The 17,368-nt window shown below is 39.7% G+C and carries 15 protein-coding genes and 1 other annotated feature; of the genes, 13 read left to right on the top strand and 2 right to left on the bottom strand.

Going from position 1 to position 17,368, the window contains the following annotated elements:
• The first annotated feature begins 11 nt into the window (after positions 1 to 11).
• From F7731_RS04920 to F7731_RS04895, 6 genes are all read left to right on the top strand, one after another.
• Positions 12 to 1,331, top strand: a complete 1,320-nt coding sequence (locus F7731_RS04920; protein ID WP_212031144.1) for a GntP family permease — start codon at positions 12 to 14, stop codon at positions 1,329 to 1,331.
• Between the two features lie 38 nt (positions 1,332 to 1,369).
• Positions 1,370 to 2,146 (top strand): 3-hydroxybutyrate dehydrogenase, encoded by a 777-nt coding sequence (locus F7731_RS04915; RefSeq protein WP_151533637.1) that lies wholly within the window; start codon positions 1,370 to 1,372, stop codon positions 2,144 to 2,146.
• Between the two features lie 156 nt (positions 2,147 to 2,302).
• Positions 2,303 to 2,524, top strand: a binding site (T-box leader).
• A gap of 67 nt (positions 2,525 to 2,591) precedes the next feature.
• Positions 2,592 to 5,009, top strand: coding sequence for a leucine--tRNA ligase (leuS, locus tag F7731_RS04910; RefSeq protein WP_151533636.1), 2,418 nt, complete (start codon positions 2,592 to 2,594; stop codon positions 5,007 to 5,009).
• A gap of 120 nt (positions 5,010 to 5,129) precedes the next feature.
• A complete protein-coding gene (locus F7731_RS04905; protein ID WP_425481977.1) occupies positions 5,130 to 5,438 on the top strand; it encodes a rhodanese-like domain-containing protein in 309 nt (102 codons plus the stop codon).
• 118 nt (positions 5,439 to 5,556) lie between these two features.
• Complete coding sequence (locus F7731_RS04900) at positions 5,557 to 6,240, top strand: phosphoribosylaminoimidazolesuccinocarboxamide synthase (protein ID WP_151533634.1); 684 nt, start codon at positions 5,557 to 5,559, stop codon at positions 6,238 to 6,240.
• Positions 6,241 to 6,396: 156 nt separating this feature from the next.
• Positions 6,397 to 6,579, top strand: a complete 183-nt coding sequence (locus tag F7731_RS04895) for a sporulation protein Cse60 (RefSeq protein WP_151533633.1) — start codon at positions 6,397 to 6,399, stop codon at positions 6,577 to 6,579.
• Between the two features lie 269 nt (positions 6,580 to 6,848).
• Here F7731_RS04895 and F7731_RS04890 read toward each other — a convergent pair whose 3' ends face one another.
• A complete protein-coding gene (locus F7731_RS04890) occupies positions 6,849 to 8,117 on the bottom strand; it encodes a BaiN/RdsA family NAD(P)/FAD-dependent oxidoreductase (RefSeq protein ID WP_151533632.1) in 1,269 nt (422 codons plus the stop codon).
• 242 nt (positions 8,118 to 8,359) lie between these two features.
• Here F7731_RS04890 and F7731_RS04885 point away from each other — a divergent pair, with 242 nt between their 5' ends.
• Both F7731_RS04885 and F7731_RS04880 read left to right on the top strand, forming a co-directional pair.
• The gene (locus tag F7731_RS04885; RefSeq protein WP_151533631.1) at positions 8,360 to 9,973 is read left to right on the top strand and encodes a putative polysaccharide biosynthesis protein; all 1,614 of its coding nucleotides are present in this window, start codon (positions 8,360 to 8,362) and stop codon (positions 9,971 to 9,973) included.
• Between the two features lie 453 nt (positions 9,974 to 10,426).
• On the top strand, positions 10,427 to 11,146 hold the full coding sequence (locus F7731_RS04880; protein ID WP_151533630.1) for a pseudouridine synthase: 720 nt from the start codon (positions 10,427 to 10,429) through the stop codon (positions 11,144 to 11,146).
• 42 nt (positions 11,147 to 11,188) lie between these two features.
• Here the strand turns inward: F7731_RS04880 and F7731_RS04875 are convergent, their stop codons facing one another.
• Complete coding sequence (locus F7731_RS04875) at positions 11,189 to 11,410, bottom strand: DeoR family transcriptional regulator (RefSeq protein ID WP_151533629.1); 222 nt, start codon at positions 11,408 to 11,410, stop codon at positions 11,189 to 11,191.
• A gap of 386 nt (positions 11,411 to 11,796) precedes the next feature.
• Here F7731_RS04875 and F7731_RS04870 point away from each other — a divergent pair, with 386 nt between their 5' ends.
• From F7731_RS04870 to F7731_RS04850, 5 genes are all read left to right on the top strand, one after another.
• On the top strand, positions 11,797 to 13,089 hold the full coding sequence (locus F7731_RS04870) for a M48 family metallopeptidase (protein WP_246197128.1): 1,293 nt from the start codon (positions 11,797 to 11,799) through the stop codon (positions 13,087 to 13,089).
• Between the two features lie 198 nt (positions 13,090 to 13,287).
• Positions 13,288 to 14,703: a dipeptidase PepV gene (gene pepV / locus F7731_RS04865; RefSeq protein WP_151533628.1), complete on the top strand. Its 1,416-nt coding sequence runs from the start codon at positions 13,288 to 13,290 to the stop codon at positions 14,701 to 14,703.
• 55 nt (positions 14,704 to 14,758) lie between these two features.
• The gene (gene dat / locus F7731_RS04860; protein ID WP_151533627.1) at positions 14,759 to 15,619 is read left to right on the top strand and encodes a D-amino-acid transaminase; all 861 of its coding nucleotides are present in this window, start codon (positions 14,759 to 14,761) and stop codon (positions 15,617 to 15,619) included.
• 111 nt (positions 15,620 to 15,730) lie between these two features.
• Positions 15,731 to 16,303, top strand: coding sequence for an RNA 2',3'-cyclic phosphodiesterase (thpR, locus tag F7731_RS04855; RefSeq protein WP_151533626.1), 573 nt, complete (start codon positions 15,731 to 15,733; stop codon positions 16,301 to 16,303).
• Positions 16,304 to 16,358: 55 nt separating this feature from the next.
• Complete coding sequence (locus F7731_RS04850; protein ID WP_151533625.1) at positions 16,359 to 17,351, top strand: NERD domain-containing protein; 993 nt, start codon at positions 16,359 to 16,361, stop codon at positions 17,349 to 17,351.
• The last annotated feature ends 17 nt before the right edge of the window (positions 17,352 to 17,368 follow it).

The following is a 17,368-nucleotide window of genomic DNA, read 5'->3' as shown; positions in this document are numbered from 1 at the left end:
GGGAAAATAAATTGCTTAGCATGATCGGATTAGTAGGCGGTCTTGCCTTATTGATCTTTTTAACGATGAAAGGGATGAACCTGCTTGTCGCGGGACCGTTATCAGCTTTATTTGTTGCTATTTTTAGCGGAATGCCGTTATTTCCGCAGTTGGCTGCTGAGGGACAAGCGAATCTTGTCGGAAACTATATGGGTGGATTTTCAGGCTTCGTGACGTCATGGTATTTAATGTTCTTAATCGGTGCAATCTTTGGAAAGGTAATGGAGGACAGCGGAGCGGCGGATAGTGTTTCAAGATTTGTCGTTGAGAAGCTTGGAATGAAATATGCAGTTCTTGCCATTGTAGCTGCCTGTGCTATTTTAACATATGGTGGCGTTAGTTTGTTCGTAGTTGCTTTCTCAGTCTACCCAATGGCATTGAGCTTATTCAAACAAGCCAATCTTCCAAGAAGATTTATTCCAGCAGCTCTTGCCCACGGTTCTGTTACGTTTACGATGACTTCTGCTGGTTCACCAGAAATTCAAAACTGGATTCCGATTGAATTTTTGCATACATCTCCATGGGCAGGCTGGGAAGTTAGTTTAATCGTTGCTGTCTTTATGGCAGTTTTTGGGTACTGGTGGCTTAAGCGAATGATTACAAAGGCTATCAAAAAAGGAGAAACCTTTGTATCAAGGGAATCAGACCCGGTAATGGAAGACAAAGTTTTACCAAACCCAATGATGGGTATCGTGCCGTTAGTTGTTGTATTAATTATTTCATTTTTCTTCCATGATTCATTGAAACAATCTGCACTAATTCTTGCGTTATTAGGTGGGGTTATCGCTACTTATTTATTAAACCGAAAATATTTCAAGAACTTCTGGGATGCTGTTTCAGAAGGAACGCTAGGTGCGTTAATTGCGATTGGAAATACAGCAGCCGTTGTTGGGTTTGGCGGCGTGGCGAAGGCAGTTCCTGCTTTTACGACAGCTGTTGATTTAATGACAAGCATTCCAGGCAGTCCATTAATTGGTGGAGCGATTGCAGTCAGTGTGATTGCTGGGATGACCGGATCATCTTCTGGAGGCCAAGCGATTGCCTTGCCGCTGTTAGCACCGCATTATATGGAAATGGGTGTCAACCCTGAAGCATTGCACAGGGTAGTGGCGATATCATCTGGTGCTCTAGATACTCTGCCTCATAATGGCTATGTCGTAACAACAGTTCGTGCTATTTGCGGTGAAACCCATCAGGATGCCTATTGGGGTGTTGGCGCATTGACCGTTATTGTACCGGCACTTGGGGTAGCATTAGCCATTATCTTATTCTCACTTGGTTTAGGGATATAGGAAAACTTCATTGTTAAGCAACTGAAAGGAGTTACATTATGGTTCAGGGAAAAGTAGTTTTTATTACGGGAGCAGCTCAAGGAATCGGCTTTGTAATTGGCAAGAAGTTTGCAGCTGCCGGTGCAAAAATAGTTTTAACGGATATTCAAGAAGAACAAGTCAAAAAAGCATCAGCAGCCTTGCAGGAAGAAGGATTTGAAGCGATTGGCCTGAAATGTGATGTAACGATAGAAAATGAGATCCAAACATGCATTCAGGAAACAGTACAGCATTTTGGCAGATTAGATGTTCTTCTAAATAATGCAGGCTTGCAGCATGTATCTTATATTGAGGATTTTTCAACCGAGAAGTTTGAGTTTATGATAAAAGTCATGCTAACAGCTCCGTTTATTGCCATTAAGCATGCTTTGCCAATTATGAAAAAGCAGCAGTTTGGCAGAATTATTAATATGGCCTCTATCAATGGTTTAGTAGGATTTGCGGGAAAAGCCGCTTACAATAGTGCGAAACATGGAGTCATCGGTTTAACGAAAGTAGCGGCTTTGGAAACAGCTGTGCATGGAATTACTGTCAATGCAATCTGCCCTGGCTATGTCGATACAGCCCTTGTCCGAAATCAGCTCAATGACTTAGCGGAAACACGAAATGTCCCGCTTGAAAAGGTGTTAGAGGAAGTAATTTTTCCGTTAGTACCGCAAAAAAGGCTTTTATCTGTGGAAGAGATAGCGGATTATGCTATTTTCTTATCCAGTGATTCTGCAAAAGGTGTAACGGGACAATCGGTCGTTATTGATGGTGGATATACAATCCAATAGTTTCAAAGGGGGCATAGAACAATATGTCCCCTTTAAAAATTTTTTTAAATCCATTCACATATTGTTATTTCCCGCATAATCTACATATTAAATTTCCCGTCAAGATGAGTCCACTTGCATCTTGGTGGGAAATTTAATACAATAGCACTAATATATTTATATGCTAAGATAAGGATTAGTAATGGATTGAACCTGTAATTAGAGAGCTGACGGGTGGTGCAAGTCAGCCGGGGAAACCATGAACTCGCCTTTGAGCAGCAAGTGTGAACAATTAGTAATGCTTGCCGTACTCCGCGTTAAGGATGAATGAAGCGAGTGACATTGTCACTAATGTGGGTGGTACCGCGGGAGATTATACATAATCCTCTCGTCCCTTGATTGGGATGAGAGGTTTTTTCGATTTTTTCGAAATATTTTCTATAATTTAAAATAGGAGGAACATGTGATGAGTTTCAATCATCAAGAGATTGAGAAAAAGTGGCAAAGTGTCTGGGAAGAAAATAAAACATTTAAGACGAGTGAAGATAAAGGAAAGCGCAAATTTTACGCACTGGATATGTTTCCATATCCATCTGGAGCTGGGCTTCATGTTGGCCACCCAGAAGGATATACGGCGACAGATATCCTTTCACGTATGAAGCGCATGCAAGGCTATAATGTCCTTCACCCAATGGGCTGGGATGCATTCGGCCTTCCTGCTGAACAATATGCATTAGACACAGGAAACGATCCAGCTGAATTTACGGCAAAGAATATTAATACATTCCGCCGCCAAATTAAAGCATTAGGGTTCTCCTATGATTGGGATCGTGAAATCAATACGACTGATCCTGAGTACTACAAATGGACACAATGGATTTTCTTAAAGCTATATGAAAAAGGTTTGGCTTATATTGATGAAGTAGCGGTGAACTGGTGCCCAGCGCTTGGAACAGTGCTAGCGAACGAAGAAGTCATTGATGGAAAAAGTGAGCGAGGCGGTCATCCAGTTGAACGTAGACCGATGAAACAGTGGGTATTAAAAATTACTGCATATGCAGATCGTTTACTTGAAGACCTTGAAACACTAGATTGGCCAGAAAGCCTAAAGGATATGCAGCGTAACTGGATTGGCCGTTCAGAAGGGGCAGAAGTCACTTTCCAAATCGAAGGGCATGAAGGAACATTCAAAGTATTTACGACTCGTCCTGACACTCTTTTTGGTGCAACCTACGCGGTGCTTGCTCCTGAGCATCAGTTAGTTGACAAAATTACAACTGATGAGCTGCGTATGGCAGTTCAAGCCTATTTAGATAAAGTAAAAATGAAAAGTGATCTTGAAAGAACGGATCTAGCAAAAGAAAAGACGGGCGTTTTCACAGGTGCCTATGCGATTAACCCAGCAAATGGCGAAAAGATGCCAATTTGGATCGCTGATTATGTGTTAGCAAGTTACGGTACTGGTGCAATTATGGCTGTACCTGCACATGATGAGCGTGACCATGAATTTGCTAAACAATTTGACTTGCCAATTGTTGAAGTTGTTGCTGGCGGAAATGTGGAGAAAGAAGCATATGCTGGAGACGGAGAACATGTAAACTCTGAATTCTTAAATGGAATGAATAAAGAAGAAGCCATTGCAAAAATGATTGCTTGGCTTGAAGAAAAAGGGCTTGGCATGAAGAAGGTAACGTATCGCCTTCGTGATTGGTTATTTAGTCGCCAGCGCTATTGGGGAGAGCCGATCCCTGTTATTCATTGGGAAGATGGCACAAGCTCAGCTGTCCCTGAAAATCAACTGCCATTAATTCTTCCAAAAACAACTGAGATTAAGCCATCTGGAACGGGTGAGTCACCGCTTGCCAATATTGAAGAGTGGGTAAATGTAGTTGACCCTGTTACAGGCAAAAAAGGCCGCAGGGAAACGAATACAATGCCACAATGGGCGGGCAGCTGCTGGTATTATTTACGCTATATTGACCCGCACAACAGTGAAGCACTTGCAGATGCCGACAAGCTAAAAGAATGGCTTCCAGTTGATATTTATATCGGCGGTGCGGAGCATGCGGTTCTTCACCTTCTGTATGCACGCTTCTGGCATAAGGTTCTTTATGATATCGGAGTTGTTCATACGAAGGAGCCTTTCCAAAAGCTATTTAACCAAGGGATGATTCTTGGTGAAGGCAATGAGAAAATGAGTAAATCAAAAGGTAATGTTGTCAATCCGGATGATATTCTTGAAAGCCACGGGGCCGACACACTTCGCTTATACGAAATGTTCATGGGACCACTTGATGCATCTATCGCTTGGTCTACGAATGGATTAGATGGGTCAAGACGTTTCCTAGATCGCGTATGGCGCTTGTTCATTGAAGAAAATGGGGAGCTTAATCCAAAAATTCAAGAAAGTGAAGAAGCAAGTAATTTAGAAAAGGTTTACCATCAAACTGTGAAAAAGGTTACAGAGGATTACGAAGGATTACGCTTCAATACCGCTATTTCTCAAATGATGGTATTCATTAATGAAGCTTATAAATCGACCGTTCTTCCGAAGCATTTTATGGAAGGATTTATTAAATTACTTTCTCCAATTACTCCTCACATTGCTGAAGAGCTTTGGGAGAAGCTAGGCCATAGCGAAACAGCCGCTTATGAAGCATGGCCGGCATTTGATGAAGCGAAGCTTGTCGATGATGAAGTGGAGATTGTTATCCAAATTAACGGCAAAGTAAAAGCGAAATTGCTTGTCCCATCAGATGCACAAAAAGAAGCTCTAGAGAAAATTGCGATGGATGATCAAACGGTTAAAGAGCAAATCGATGGAAAAACTGTTCGCAAAGTTATCGCCGTTCCTGGCAAGCTTGTAAATATCGTAGCAAATTAACGGAACATAGGGCACATTGTCCCGGTTACGGCAAATTAAACATCCTCCAATTGCGTTTTTGGAGGATGTTTTTTATTATTACATTAGGAAAACAATCGCTTTCGAGAAAGGAAGTATTTGATGACTATCGAAATCATTACTACAGAGGAATTGGAAAAAAAGCTTGAAGCAGGAGAAAAATTAGAATTAGTTGATGTAAGGGAAGATGAAGAGGTAGCCCAAGGAATGATCCGGGGAGCCAAACATATCCGGATGATGACGATCCCTGAAAATTTAGGCCAATTTGATAAAGAAAAGGAATACATCTTTATTTGCCGCTCAGGTGCTCGGAGTGAAAATGTATGTTATTACATGCAGGATCAAGGATATAAGGTACGAAATATGATCGGCGGTATGCTCAATTGGGCAGGTGAAGTGGTTGTCAAATAATTCCATTCCAGGTTGAACAAGCAAATCTTTCATTTGAAAGTTATCATTGATTATTTTTTTGAAAATAGATTATAGTTGTAAGTGACAAAGACAAAATGCTTCTTGGGGAGGATTCACTGTGAAACCTATTTATAAAGGCAAAACGAAGGATGTATATGCACTAGAAGACGGCAATTATCTATTGAAATTTAAAGATGATGTGACAGGGGAAAATGGAGTTTTCGATCCAGGTGCAAATACGGTCGGCTTAACGTTGGAAGGTGCCGGACGTGCAGGGCTTAGTTTGACGAAATTCTTTTTTGAAATTTTAAAAGAAAAAGGCATTCCGACTCACTATATTGATGCTAACATTGAAAATGCAACCATGACTGTAAAGCCTGCTACCGTCTTCGGTAATGGCCTTGAAGTGATTTGTCGCTACAGAGCAGTCGGAAGCTTCCTTCGCCGCTATGGCATGTATGCAGAAGAAGGACAGGCTTTAGACGCTTTCGTCGAAGTTACAATTAAAGATGATGAAAGGCAAGACCCTCCGATTAGCGAGGATGCACTTGATATGCTAGGAGTCCTTTCCAAAGCAGAGTATGCCGTGTTAAAGGATTTAACAAAGCAAATCGGACAAGTTGTCAAAGAAGAGCTTGCGAAAAAAGATATAGATTTATATGATATTAAATTTGAATTTGGCAGAGTCGGGGAAGATAATCAAATCGTTTTAATCGACGAAATATCAGGTGGAAATATGAGAGCCTATAAAGATGGGGTTTATGTTGAACCGCTTGAATTAGAAAAATTAATGCTAGTCTAGTATAAATTTTAATATAAAAAATGGGGAGACATGTTCGTCTGCCCATTTTTTTTCGTTCATCTTCCTGCCTATCCTTTCTTACTGTTGTTTTGAAAACGGATTATTCTGTCAATAATGATAATAAAAAAGACAGAGAGGATAGGTGACGATACTCTTATGATCAAAGTGAAATTATTTGACCAAGAACATGAGAAGGATCTTGAGCTCGAGATGAATCGTTTTTTAGAAAAGATTGAAGAGAAAAAGCTTGTAGATATAAAGTACAATATTGCAGCGGTCCATGAGGATGAAGATGAACAGATTTATTGTTTTTCGGCGATGATCATTTATAGAGCCTGATAACATATCAGGCTCTAATTTATTTGTCTAGCTCCAGCGCCTAGCCCCGACGTACAGGACGTACAAGTGTCGACAATGCGACAGGACGTCGCGTTTTTGTCGACCTCGAGGTCATAAGCCAATCCATCAAGAAGGTTAAAGAGCAACCTTCTCGCTGTCTTGTCTTATGCTTGTCGGACTTGCACAGGATGTGCTGACATCGGCGTTCGCCACAGGACGTGGCGGTTTTTAGTCGATGTTCATCTTCGAAGGCGCTTCCGCTTTTCTAATTATAGGGGATTTGTTGACAAAGCGGCATTCATCCCAGCAAGCCTTCCTGTTATGAGCGCAGACGTAATATTATAGCCGCCAGTATAGCCATGAATATCAAGAATTTCCCCGCAAAAAAACAATCCATTCATGAATTTAGATGCCATTGTTTTCGGATCAATCTCTTTCACCGATACTCCGCCGCCTGTTACAAAAGCCTTTTCAAGTGGGAGAGTTCCATTCACTGCGAATTGAAACGCTTTGCAGCTCTTTACGAAGCTTCTCACTTTTTCATTAGAAATATTGGCCCCCTGTGCTGACGGATCAATCCCGCTTCTCTCAAGTAAGAAAAGCAGATATCTCTCCGGAAGATGGCCTTTTAATAAATTTTTGATGCTTTTTTTCGGCTCCGCTTTAATTCCTGACAAAATTTCTTGAAATAAAGGCTCTTCTTTTTTATCAGGAAGGGCATCAATACTCATCAAAACTTCTTTCAAATTCCACTTTTTCTTAGCTTTGGCGACAAATTGGCTGCATCTTAAAACAGCAGGACCGCTGATGCCAAAATGAGTGAAAATCATATCCATTTTATGCGTAATTAGTGCTTTGCCTTTAGGATTCAGCACACTCAATGCCACACTGCGAAGCGACAATCCTTGCAGCGTTTTTTCTTTAATAAAAGGCTCGGCTGAAGTGACAGGAACCTCTGTAGGAAATAATTCGGTAATCGTATGCCCAGCTTTTTCTGCCCAAGCATACCCATCCCCAGTTGAACCCGTTTGGGGGACAGATTTTCCGCCAACAGCAATCACGACGGAGTTAGCTTCGTACATTTCCCCGTTCCTTAGCTCAACAGATTTCACCTTGCCATTTGCATAATGAACATCGTGTATCGGGCTGTTTGTTTTTATATCGACCTTTAATTCCCGCAGCCTGGAAAGTAAAGCATCAACAACCGATTGAGCTTTATCTGTAACGGGAAACATCCGTCCATGATCCTCTTCCTTCAGTTTAATCCCGAGATTTTCGAAAAACTGAATAATATCTTCATTGCTGAAAAGCGAAAAGGCGCTATATAAGAAGCGGCCATTCCCGGGAATATGCTTAATAATTTCATCAATAGGCAGCCTGTTTGTGACATTGCAGCGCCCGCCACCTGAAATAGCAAGCTTTCTCCCAAGCTTGTCCCCTTTATCAATAAGTAGTACTTTAGCTTTCTGTTCAGCAGCGCCAATTGCAGCCATTAAGCCAGAGGGCCCTCCGCCAATTACAATTACATCATATTTCATTTGTTCACCAACTTAATCTTCAATCTATGCATCTACTCATTATAAACGATAAATGAAGCGTTAAACCATTTTTGCTATTATTCGATTTTTTAGGTGAAATTTTATCTTTAAACAAATCTATAGGTAGCAATCCTTCATAAAGAAGAGTAAACTACAAATAGTGTGCAAAAAATAGCTTTGCTTTTTTCTATTGTCTAGCTCCGGCGCCTACGCTTTTCTTTTAAAGGAAGGGATAATCATCTATGTCATCAAAGCTTTTAAGAGGAACGTTTATTTTAACTCTAGGTACGATGATTTCGAAGCTTCTAGGGTTGTTTTATGTCATTCCGTTTTACCATATTGTTGGGAGTAAAGGACAGGCATTATATGCATTTTCTTATATCCCCTATACAATTTTTATTAGTATAGCGACAGGTGGGATCCCACTTGCGGTTTCTAAATTTATTTCAAAGTATAATGCTATTGATGAATACGCAGTCGGGAGAAAGCTTTTTAAATCAGGGTTAATCATCATGATGTGTACTGGTTTCCTCTCATTCCTTGCATTATATTTTATTGCTCCATTCATTGCTGAAATGAGTACATCTAAAGTTGAGGCAAATGTAAAAGATGTGACGACCGTTATTCGGGCTGTTAGTTTCGCCCTTATTGTTGTTCCGATCATGAGCTTGATCCGGGGGTTTTTCCAAGGGCACCAATCAATGGGACCATCAGCAGTCTCTCAGGTCATCGAACAGATTGTTAGAATTACCTTTGTGCTAGCGGGTGCTTTTGTCGTTCTTCATTTTATGAATGGAACAATTACTCAAGCAGTAAGTGTCGCAACCTTTGCCGCATTTATTGGTGCAATTGGAGGATTGTTTAGTTTAATTTGGTATTGGTATAAACGAAGATCCTATTTAAATGATCTCCTTTTGCATGATAAAGGAACAGTAGATATTTCTTTAAAAGAAATGTATAAAGAAATCGTTATTTATGCTGCCCCATTCGTTTTTGTGGGGATTGCCAACCCGCTTTTTCAACTTGTCGATCAGTTTACGTTTATTAATACGATGATATCGATCGGGTATGATGACGTTGGAGCTGAAACCGCTTTTGCTGTTATTACAATGCAAACGCATAAGTTGGTTATCATCCCAGTTGCACTAGCAACCGCGTTCTCGCTAACATTAGTCCCATCCATTACAAAGGCGTTTGTTGACGAGGACCGTCCTAGTTTGAACCATCAATTAAATCAAGCGTTCCAAGTCGTATTATTTTTAACACTCCCAGCAGTTATCGGTCTTTCGATGTTAGCAGAGCCAATTTTTACATTGTTTTATGAACATAGCGAGCTAGGAACAGAGGTGTTAAGAACATACGCACCAGTTGCCATTTTGTTCGCATACTTCCTAGTAACGGCGGCTATTTTACAAGGGATCAATGAGCAGCGATTTACGGTCTTAAGCTTGCTAGTCGGTTTATTGCTTAAACTAAGCTTAAATATTCCCCTTATTAAAATATTTGAAACGAACGGTGCTGTCCTAGCGACTGCAATCGGTTATGTAGCGGCGATCACCATTAATTTATTTGTTATTAAAACATACGCACAGTATCCGTTTAAGCTTGTTTGGAGAAGAGGGCTTCTAGTCGTCCTCATTACATTACTCATGTTCGTCGGGACAGGAATAACATATAAGATTCTTACAGCATTTTTATCACCTGCCTCTAGCTTCCAAGCTCTGATCATTGTACTAATTTGTGCTATCGTTGGTGCAGGCATTTATTTCTCCTTAAGCTTAAAAACGAAACTAGCTTATTTCCTATTTGGTCAAAAGATCGATCGGTTAATGAAGAAATTTAGGCTGCGTTCCTAAATGGGGACGGGAAGAAGAGTAAATAGTCTAAATTTCAAAACATACTTTTTTGAAAAGTCCTACCTTTTAGGTAGGGCTTTGTTTCATTTCCAGTGAAGGTGAAAAATCGCCGTCCGCGGTAAAAGCAACTTACCTGCATTCCCCGTGAACGAGAAAACTGGCTGTCCCCGGTAAAAGCAACGCACTTACATTCCCCGTGAAGTTGAAAACTGGCTGTCCCCGGTAAAAGCAACGCACTTACATTTCCCATGAAGTTGAAAACTGGCTGTCCATGGTAAAAGCAACGCATTTAACATGCCGTGAACTAGATTATTTAATCATGCTTAAAGTTATTTTTCAAAAGGGAGGCATTAGAGATAAATGACTTGTACAATTTGTACGAAATACAATGTTATTTTATAATGGGAGGCGAAAGATCGATGAAGTTTTGAAACTATAAAAAGAGGGATGATTATGCGCATTGATAAAATGCTCTCCAATTTAGGCTACGGCAGTCGAAAGGACGTTAAGAAGCTCCTAAAAGATGGCGTAGTTGAGGTCAATGAAAAAAAAGTAAAAGATGCTAAACAGCATGTAGATCCAGAAAAAGATACGGTAACTGTGAACGGAGAAATCGTTGAATATAAGGAATTTATATATTTAATGTTAAATAAGCCGCAAGGAGTGATTTCGGCGACAGAGGATATAGAGCATGAAACGGTTCTCGATTTGTTAGAGATGGAGGACCTCGTGTTTTCGCCGTTTCCTGTTGGCCGTTTAGACAAAGATACAGAGGGGCTCCTGCTACTGACAAACGATGGCCAGTTGGCTCACCGTCTACTATCGCCTAAAAAGCATGTACCAAAGACATATTTTGCTGTTATTAATAGTGAAGTAACGGATGAGGATGTCGACGCTTTTAAGAAAGGCGTCATATTGGATGATGGATATCATACAAAACCAGGAGACTTAAAGATTATTAAATCTGGATTAACGTCTGATATTGAACTGACGATTATGGAAGGAAAGTTCCATCAAGTAAAAAGAATGTTTGAGGCAGTCGGGAAGCGAGTCATTTATTTACAGAGAATTTCAATGGGACCGCTCAAGTTGGATGAATCATTGGAGCTCGGGGAATATCGAGAATTGACAGATGGGGAAATTACAGAGTTAATCGAATACGAAGTCAAATAAAAATCGCCTTAATTGGCGATTTTTTTCCTAGTTACCGTATATTTAAGATGATATTTTCACTTTTCTTTGCGTTGTGGTCCATTTACCACGGCTAGGACTTTTCACGAGATTATTATAAACAAGAACATTTAGATCTCTTTGAATGGTGCGAGGAGTTATTCCAAATTCCTCTACAAGCTCCCCTGTTGTTACAGTTCCGTGTTTACTAATAAACAAGTAGACGGATTTGATACGGTTTAACATCCGGTTAGTTGAAGGTTTCATACGAACCACTCCCTATCCTTTTTTCAAACCAATGGCAATTCCTGCAACTGACAGCATGGCCCGAAGAAACGGGTTCTTCAAGCATATGTAGGTTTTCTTTTCCGCAGCCATCTCCTTTTCAAATGACATTCATTTTACTAAAATATCATCCTCTACTTACATTGTACCCTTATTTTTCTCCAATTTCTACCTTGTTGTATAATTTACAAAAGTTTAACAAAGCGAGACCCTTAATAAACCTTATGATATCAAGGGTTTGTCCTATGTTCGGAAAATTCGAAATGGTATAAACTTCCCGTATCCTGTCAGATTATATTACTTTATAATCAAACCTTGGTGGGACAAGGAACCTGACCCCATGTCCCAAAATTCTGAGGAATGGAAAATTGAAAGGATTGAAGAATTTGCAGGAATCATCTTTGCGGGATCAGCTCGTAAATACGAAAGAAAATATTTATTTTGGCTTTGTTGTTTTATTTAGTATTTTAACGTATATCTTTTTTGCTTTTTCGATTGTTGGCCTAATTATTATCGGTATACTCATTCTTTTATCTGTTGTGCTGCATGGATTAATGATGGGCGGCATTAGACGGAACGGTGTGAAGATTAGTGAAAAGCAGTTTCCAGAGCTGTATGAGAAGGCATTAAAAACGGCAAGGGATATGGAGTTAAAATCCATGCCTGATATTTATGTCATTGAGTCTCAAGGTGTGTTGAATGCTTTTGCTACACGCTTTTTCAGAAAAAATATGGTTGTTCTCTATTCAGGGATTTTTGAGTTAATTGAACGAAATGCAGATAAGGAAGTATTGTTCGTTCTTGCACATGAGTTTGCCCATATAAAAAGAAAACATGTAATTATTAGCTTTTTACTTTTACCAGCGATGTGGATTCCGTTTCTCGGAAATGCCTATTTAAGGGCGTGTGAATATACTTGTGACCGTTATGCAGCCTTTTATATTCAATCATTCGATGCAGCAAAAGATGCATTAACAATGTTTGCAATTGGCAAAGAACTATATCCGAAGGTCAATCAAGAGGCATATATGGAACAGCTGCAAACAGAACACGGCTTTTTTGTCTGGTTAAATGAGAAATTATCCACTCATCCTCATTTGCCAAAAAGAATCTATGCCTTATCACGATTTTTCTCAGAAGAATCTACGACAGAGCTGAAAGAACCAAAAGGTAAGGTTTGGCTAGGAATCATTGGCGCCGGAGTGGCGGTTGTAATTTTGTCTGCAGGAGCTTTTGTCGGTATAAAAGTCATTGAAAAAATGGACTTTTGGACTGAATTGGCATCAGGCATTGAAGGGGCAACACCTCTTATGAATGCCGCAAGTGAAAATGACATAGAAACCATTCAATCCCTTCTTGCAGATGGCGTCAATGTGGACGAAAAAGATTCAGAAGGTTCAACTGCCCTTCAGTGGGCTGTTTATAATAGCAGCATAGATGCAGCTAAAATGCTCCTTGAACATGGCGCAGACCCGAATGCCATTGATACGTATGAGGCTAGCCCGCTCATCAACGCAGTATATAATGACGATGTTGAGATGGCCAAGTTGCTGTTAGAAAACGGGGCTGATCCAAGCTATAAGGATTCAGAAGGCAATACAGCTTATGATTATGCTGTTGATTATGGCAGCGAAGACTTAATCAACCTATTAAAACAATAACGCGGAAAACTGTTCTTCATTTGAAGGGCAGTTTTTTTAAGTTACCTAGCAAAATATAGAAACCCTTTGTTATTTGCTCAATTTGGCTTACGATCAGGAATGATAGGACGCTAATTCCTCTAGTGTGTTCTAATAAAAAGAGAGATATAATAAAACAGAATTCACACGACGATACATGTCAAACAAAGGAGGACTATTATGAATATGATCAACTGGCAACAAGAAGTTGAAAAACGAAAAGAAGCCTTACTAGAAGACACGAAAAAGCTTTTACAAATAAAGAGTGTGTTAGATGAAGAACATGCAACAGATGATGCGCCATTAGGGTTTGGAGTAAAGGAAGCACTTGACTTTATGCTAGAGCTTGGTGAGGAAGATGGATTTACGGCAAAAAATGTTGGCAATCTTGCGGGGCATTTAGAATTTGGGCAAGGGGATGAAATTGTCGGGATTCTTTGCCATGTCGATGTAGTGCCTGAAGGAGACGGCTGGTCAAGCGATCCATTCGGTGCTGAAATACGCGATGGAAAAATGTATGCCCGCGGTGCGATTGATGATAAAGGACCGACAATGGCAGCTTATTATGCAATGAAAATTGTAAAAGAGCTAGGACTTCCACTTAAAAGCCGTGTGCGTATGATAATTGGCACGGATGAAGAAAGTGATTGGCGATGTGTGGAACATTATTTCAAGCACGAAGAAATGCCGGCAATGGGCTTTGCGCCAGATGCTGATTTTCCAATTATTTATGCTGAAAAGGGGATTTCGGATTTCGACTTTGTACAAATTCCAGAAGAATTGAGTAGTGAGGATGCTCAAGTAGAAGTTCTTCACTTTCAAGCTGGGCGGCGATATAATATGGTTCCTGATTTTGCAAAGGCCGCTTTGGACGTACGTTCGCAATCTATTGAAATCATTCAAAAATATACCGATTTTCTTAAGGAGTATGAAATAAAAGGGAAATATTACATGCAAAATGGGGAATTAATTTTAGAAGCCGAGGGTATTTCCGCACATGGGATGGAGCCGAATTTAGGAAAAAATGCCGGACTTTTTATGGCTGAATTTTTAACTCAATTAAAAATCGATTCAAAAGCACATAAGTATTTTCAATTTGTATCTAATTATTTTTGGCAAGATTCTAGAGGGAAGAAGCTCGGAATTGCGTATTCAGATGATATAACAGGTGATTTAACGATTAACGTCGGGAAGCTCATCTATACGGGGCAGGAGGGTGGGAGACTAGGTCTAAATCTTCGTTACCCTGTAACAAATAAGATGGAGGAAACAAAAGAAAAGCTTGAAAGTCTTCTGAAAGAGGAAGGTTTCTCAATGGAGAATTTCACAGACTCGAAGCCCCATCATGTAGATGAGCAAGACTTTTTAATTCAGACGCTGAAAAAGGTGTATGAAGAGCAAACAGGAGAGAAGGCTGAGCTGCTCTCTATCGGGGGTGGCACCTATGCACGTTCCTTGCAATCAGGAGTGGCTTTCGGACCTCTATTTCCTGGAAGAGAGGATATTGCCCACCAAAAGGATGAATATATTATCATTGAAGATATGTTAAAAGCAACGGCAATCTATGCACAAGCGATTTTTGAGCTTGCCAAATAACAGAAATTTTTGCTAAGATTGCTCCAAAGTTAGTGAAGGGGAAGAGGCGATAAATATGGAGTACGTCATTATAAATGGAGATTTTATTAATCGTTCCGACGCAAAGATTGATATGGAAGACCGCGGCTATCAATTTGGGGATGGAGTATACGAAGTTATTCGCGTGTATAATGGAAAAATGTTTACAGCGAAAGAGCATTTAGAGCGTTTAATGGTGAGCGGAAAGAAAATCGGTATGGAGATTTCATATTCTGTACAAGAAATTAAAGATATGCTTACAGAATTAATTTCTAAAAATCAACTCACGCATGGAACCATTTACATGCAAGTCTCTAGGGGAATTGCACCGCGAAATCATGCTTACCCCGCGACTGATGTAGCACAAACCTTTGTAGCTAATACGAAATCGGTTGACAGACCTGCCCGGAATATGGAAAAAGGCGTCAATACAATTTTAGTTGAAGATATTCGCTGGCTGCTTTGCGATATTAAAAGTCTTAACCTTCTTGGAAATATTATGGCAAAGCAAAAAGCGGTAGATGCCGGCTGCTTTGAAGCAATTCAGCATCGCGGAGATATTGTAACAGAAGGTAGTTCATCGAATGTTTCCATTATTAAAGATGGGAAGGTCATTACACATCCAGCCGACAATCTGATCTTGAACGGAATTACGAGACAGAAAGTACTTGAAGTTTGCCGAAACAATAATATTCCTGTAGAGGAGAGAGAATTCTCTTTAGAGGAGCTTAAATCAGCTGATGAAATATTCATTTCAGGCACAACTGTCGAAGTGACGCCTATTATCGAAATCGCGGGTGAAAAAGTTGGAGACGGTACACCTGGTGCTGTATCGAGACAAATCCAGGAATTATTTAAAAAAGCCATTGAAGAAGAATGTGGATGTTTAAATAACTGATAAAGGTTAAATGTAATATAAAAGAGACAGCTAAGAATCATGGACAGCTGTCTCTTTTTATGTTCATTTGCTAAAATAAGTTAACACGTCACTAATCTATTGGAGGATCAAATGGAAAAGAAAACACATTTTTTCTTTGCGATTAGTTTGCCTATGGAAACAAAGCTAAAATTAAAGGAAGAATGTTCGATATTAAAAGAGAAACTTCCCTTTCAGAGGTGGGTTCATCATGAAGATTTTCATATTACGCTGGCATTTCTCGGCTCGGCAAAAGAGGAAAAGCTCCATGCTGCCGAGGAGTTTGTCAAGAAAGGACTAGCTGGACAAAAGATATTTCCTCTCCATATTAATCAGATTGGCGTTTTTGGAAAAGGAGATACACCAAGAATATTTTGGGCTGACACATATAAAGACCAGCGGCTTTCCGCGATTCGGGATATTGTTTTTTCAGCTTGTACGCAAGCAGGCTTTGAATTAGAGACAAGACCATTTAAGCCTCATATTACGTTAGCAAGAAAATGGGTTGGAGACGCTCCTTTCCGACCGGTCTTATTAAATGAAAACAATCCATTTAAGGATTCTCCACTAACTTTTATGGCTAATGAAGTAGTTTTATATCAAACACATTTAGACAAAACACCAAAATATGAAAGAAAAGCAATCTTTTCATTAGGTGAGGAATAAAATTAAATATACAAAGGCTTAATAATTTGAAAAAAGGGGTAAATACAGATAAATAATGGGACAGTTAATTAAGTTACAAGATTATGTTTCGCGATATGAACAAGATATTTATTTATATCCTTCTCGATATGTCAGACTAAAAAAGCAACAATGGAATAAATTAAAAACCGCTTGGGAGGACAAAGATTTTGCTAGCTTTCAAGCTCCTCAGCTAATCGTGCAGGAAGCTCCAGATTGGTTAGATGACGGAAAGCAGCCATTGATGCATCGATTGAAGGGATTATGGAAATTCGGAAGAAATGAAAAAGAAGAGGAAGAGTTGTTTGAATTAGAAGAAGAGAACGCCGCTAAAGATGATCCAGAGGAGGAGAGTTCGGAATTTCAAGCGAATTTTTCTTATCGGCCAGATACAGAAGAAGAACTCAAACATCAATTTCTTGATCAAATCTTCCGTTTTCAAATGAAATGGGCGAGTTCCACTCTCACGGAAAAATCTTTTACAGATAAAAGGTTTTATTATGATGAAAAACTAAAGTATTTACTTCAGCGTTTTCCAGATACATTTCTTGTTTTATATTCGCCGCTTTTTTTGTTAAAGAAGGCTCCCGTTGAATTGGAAACCATCATTGTAACCCCTACTGGTGTATGGTGTATAAGCTTTCTTGAGGAAGAAGATCTTGCTGTTTTTATCGGTTCGAAAGAAAGATTTTGGGAAAAGCGCGGCAATGGAGCGGAGAAAAAGGTGTTAAATCCACTATTAGCCTTAAATCGAACCGGTAAAATTGTTCAGCAAATTTTTAATATGATTGAAATTGACTTGCCGATTTATAAAGCGGTTTTATGCAGAAATGGCTATATTGATTTTCCTGCTGCTCCTTTCGATATTCAGCTCATTGAAAAACGGAATTATGAAGAATGGTTTCATAATATGAGGAATCTTCGTTCCCCATTAAAGCATAATCAGCTTAAAGGGGCGCAAGCCTTGCTTCAATACTGCCAAACGACATCGATAAGAAGGCTTGAGTGGGAGCTAACGGAAGAATCTTAAAACCTCGATCATATATT

The sequence above is a fragment of the Cytobacillus depressus genome (assembly GCF_008923245.1).
GTDB lineage: Bacteria > Bacillota > Bacilli > Bacillales > Cytobacillaceae > Cytobacillus > Cytobacillus depressus.
This window is presented reverse-complemented; position numbering and strand designations above follow the sequence as displayed.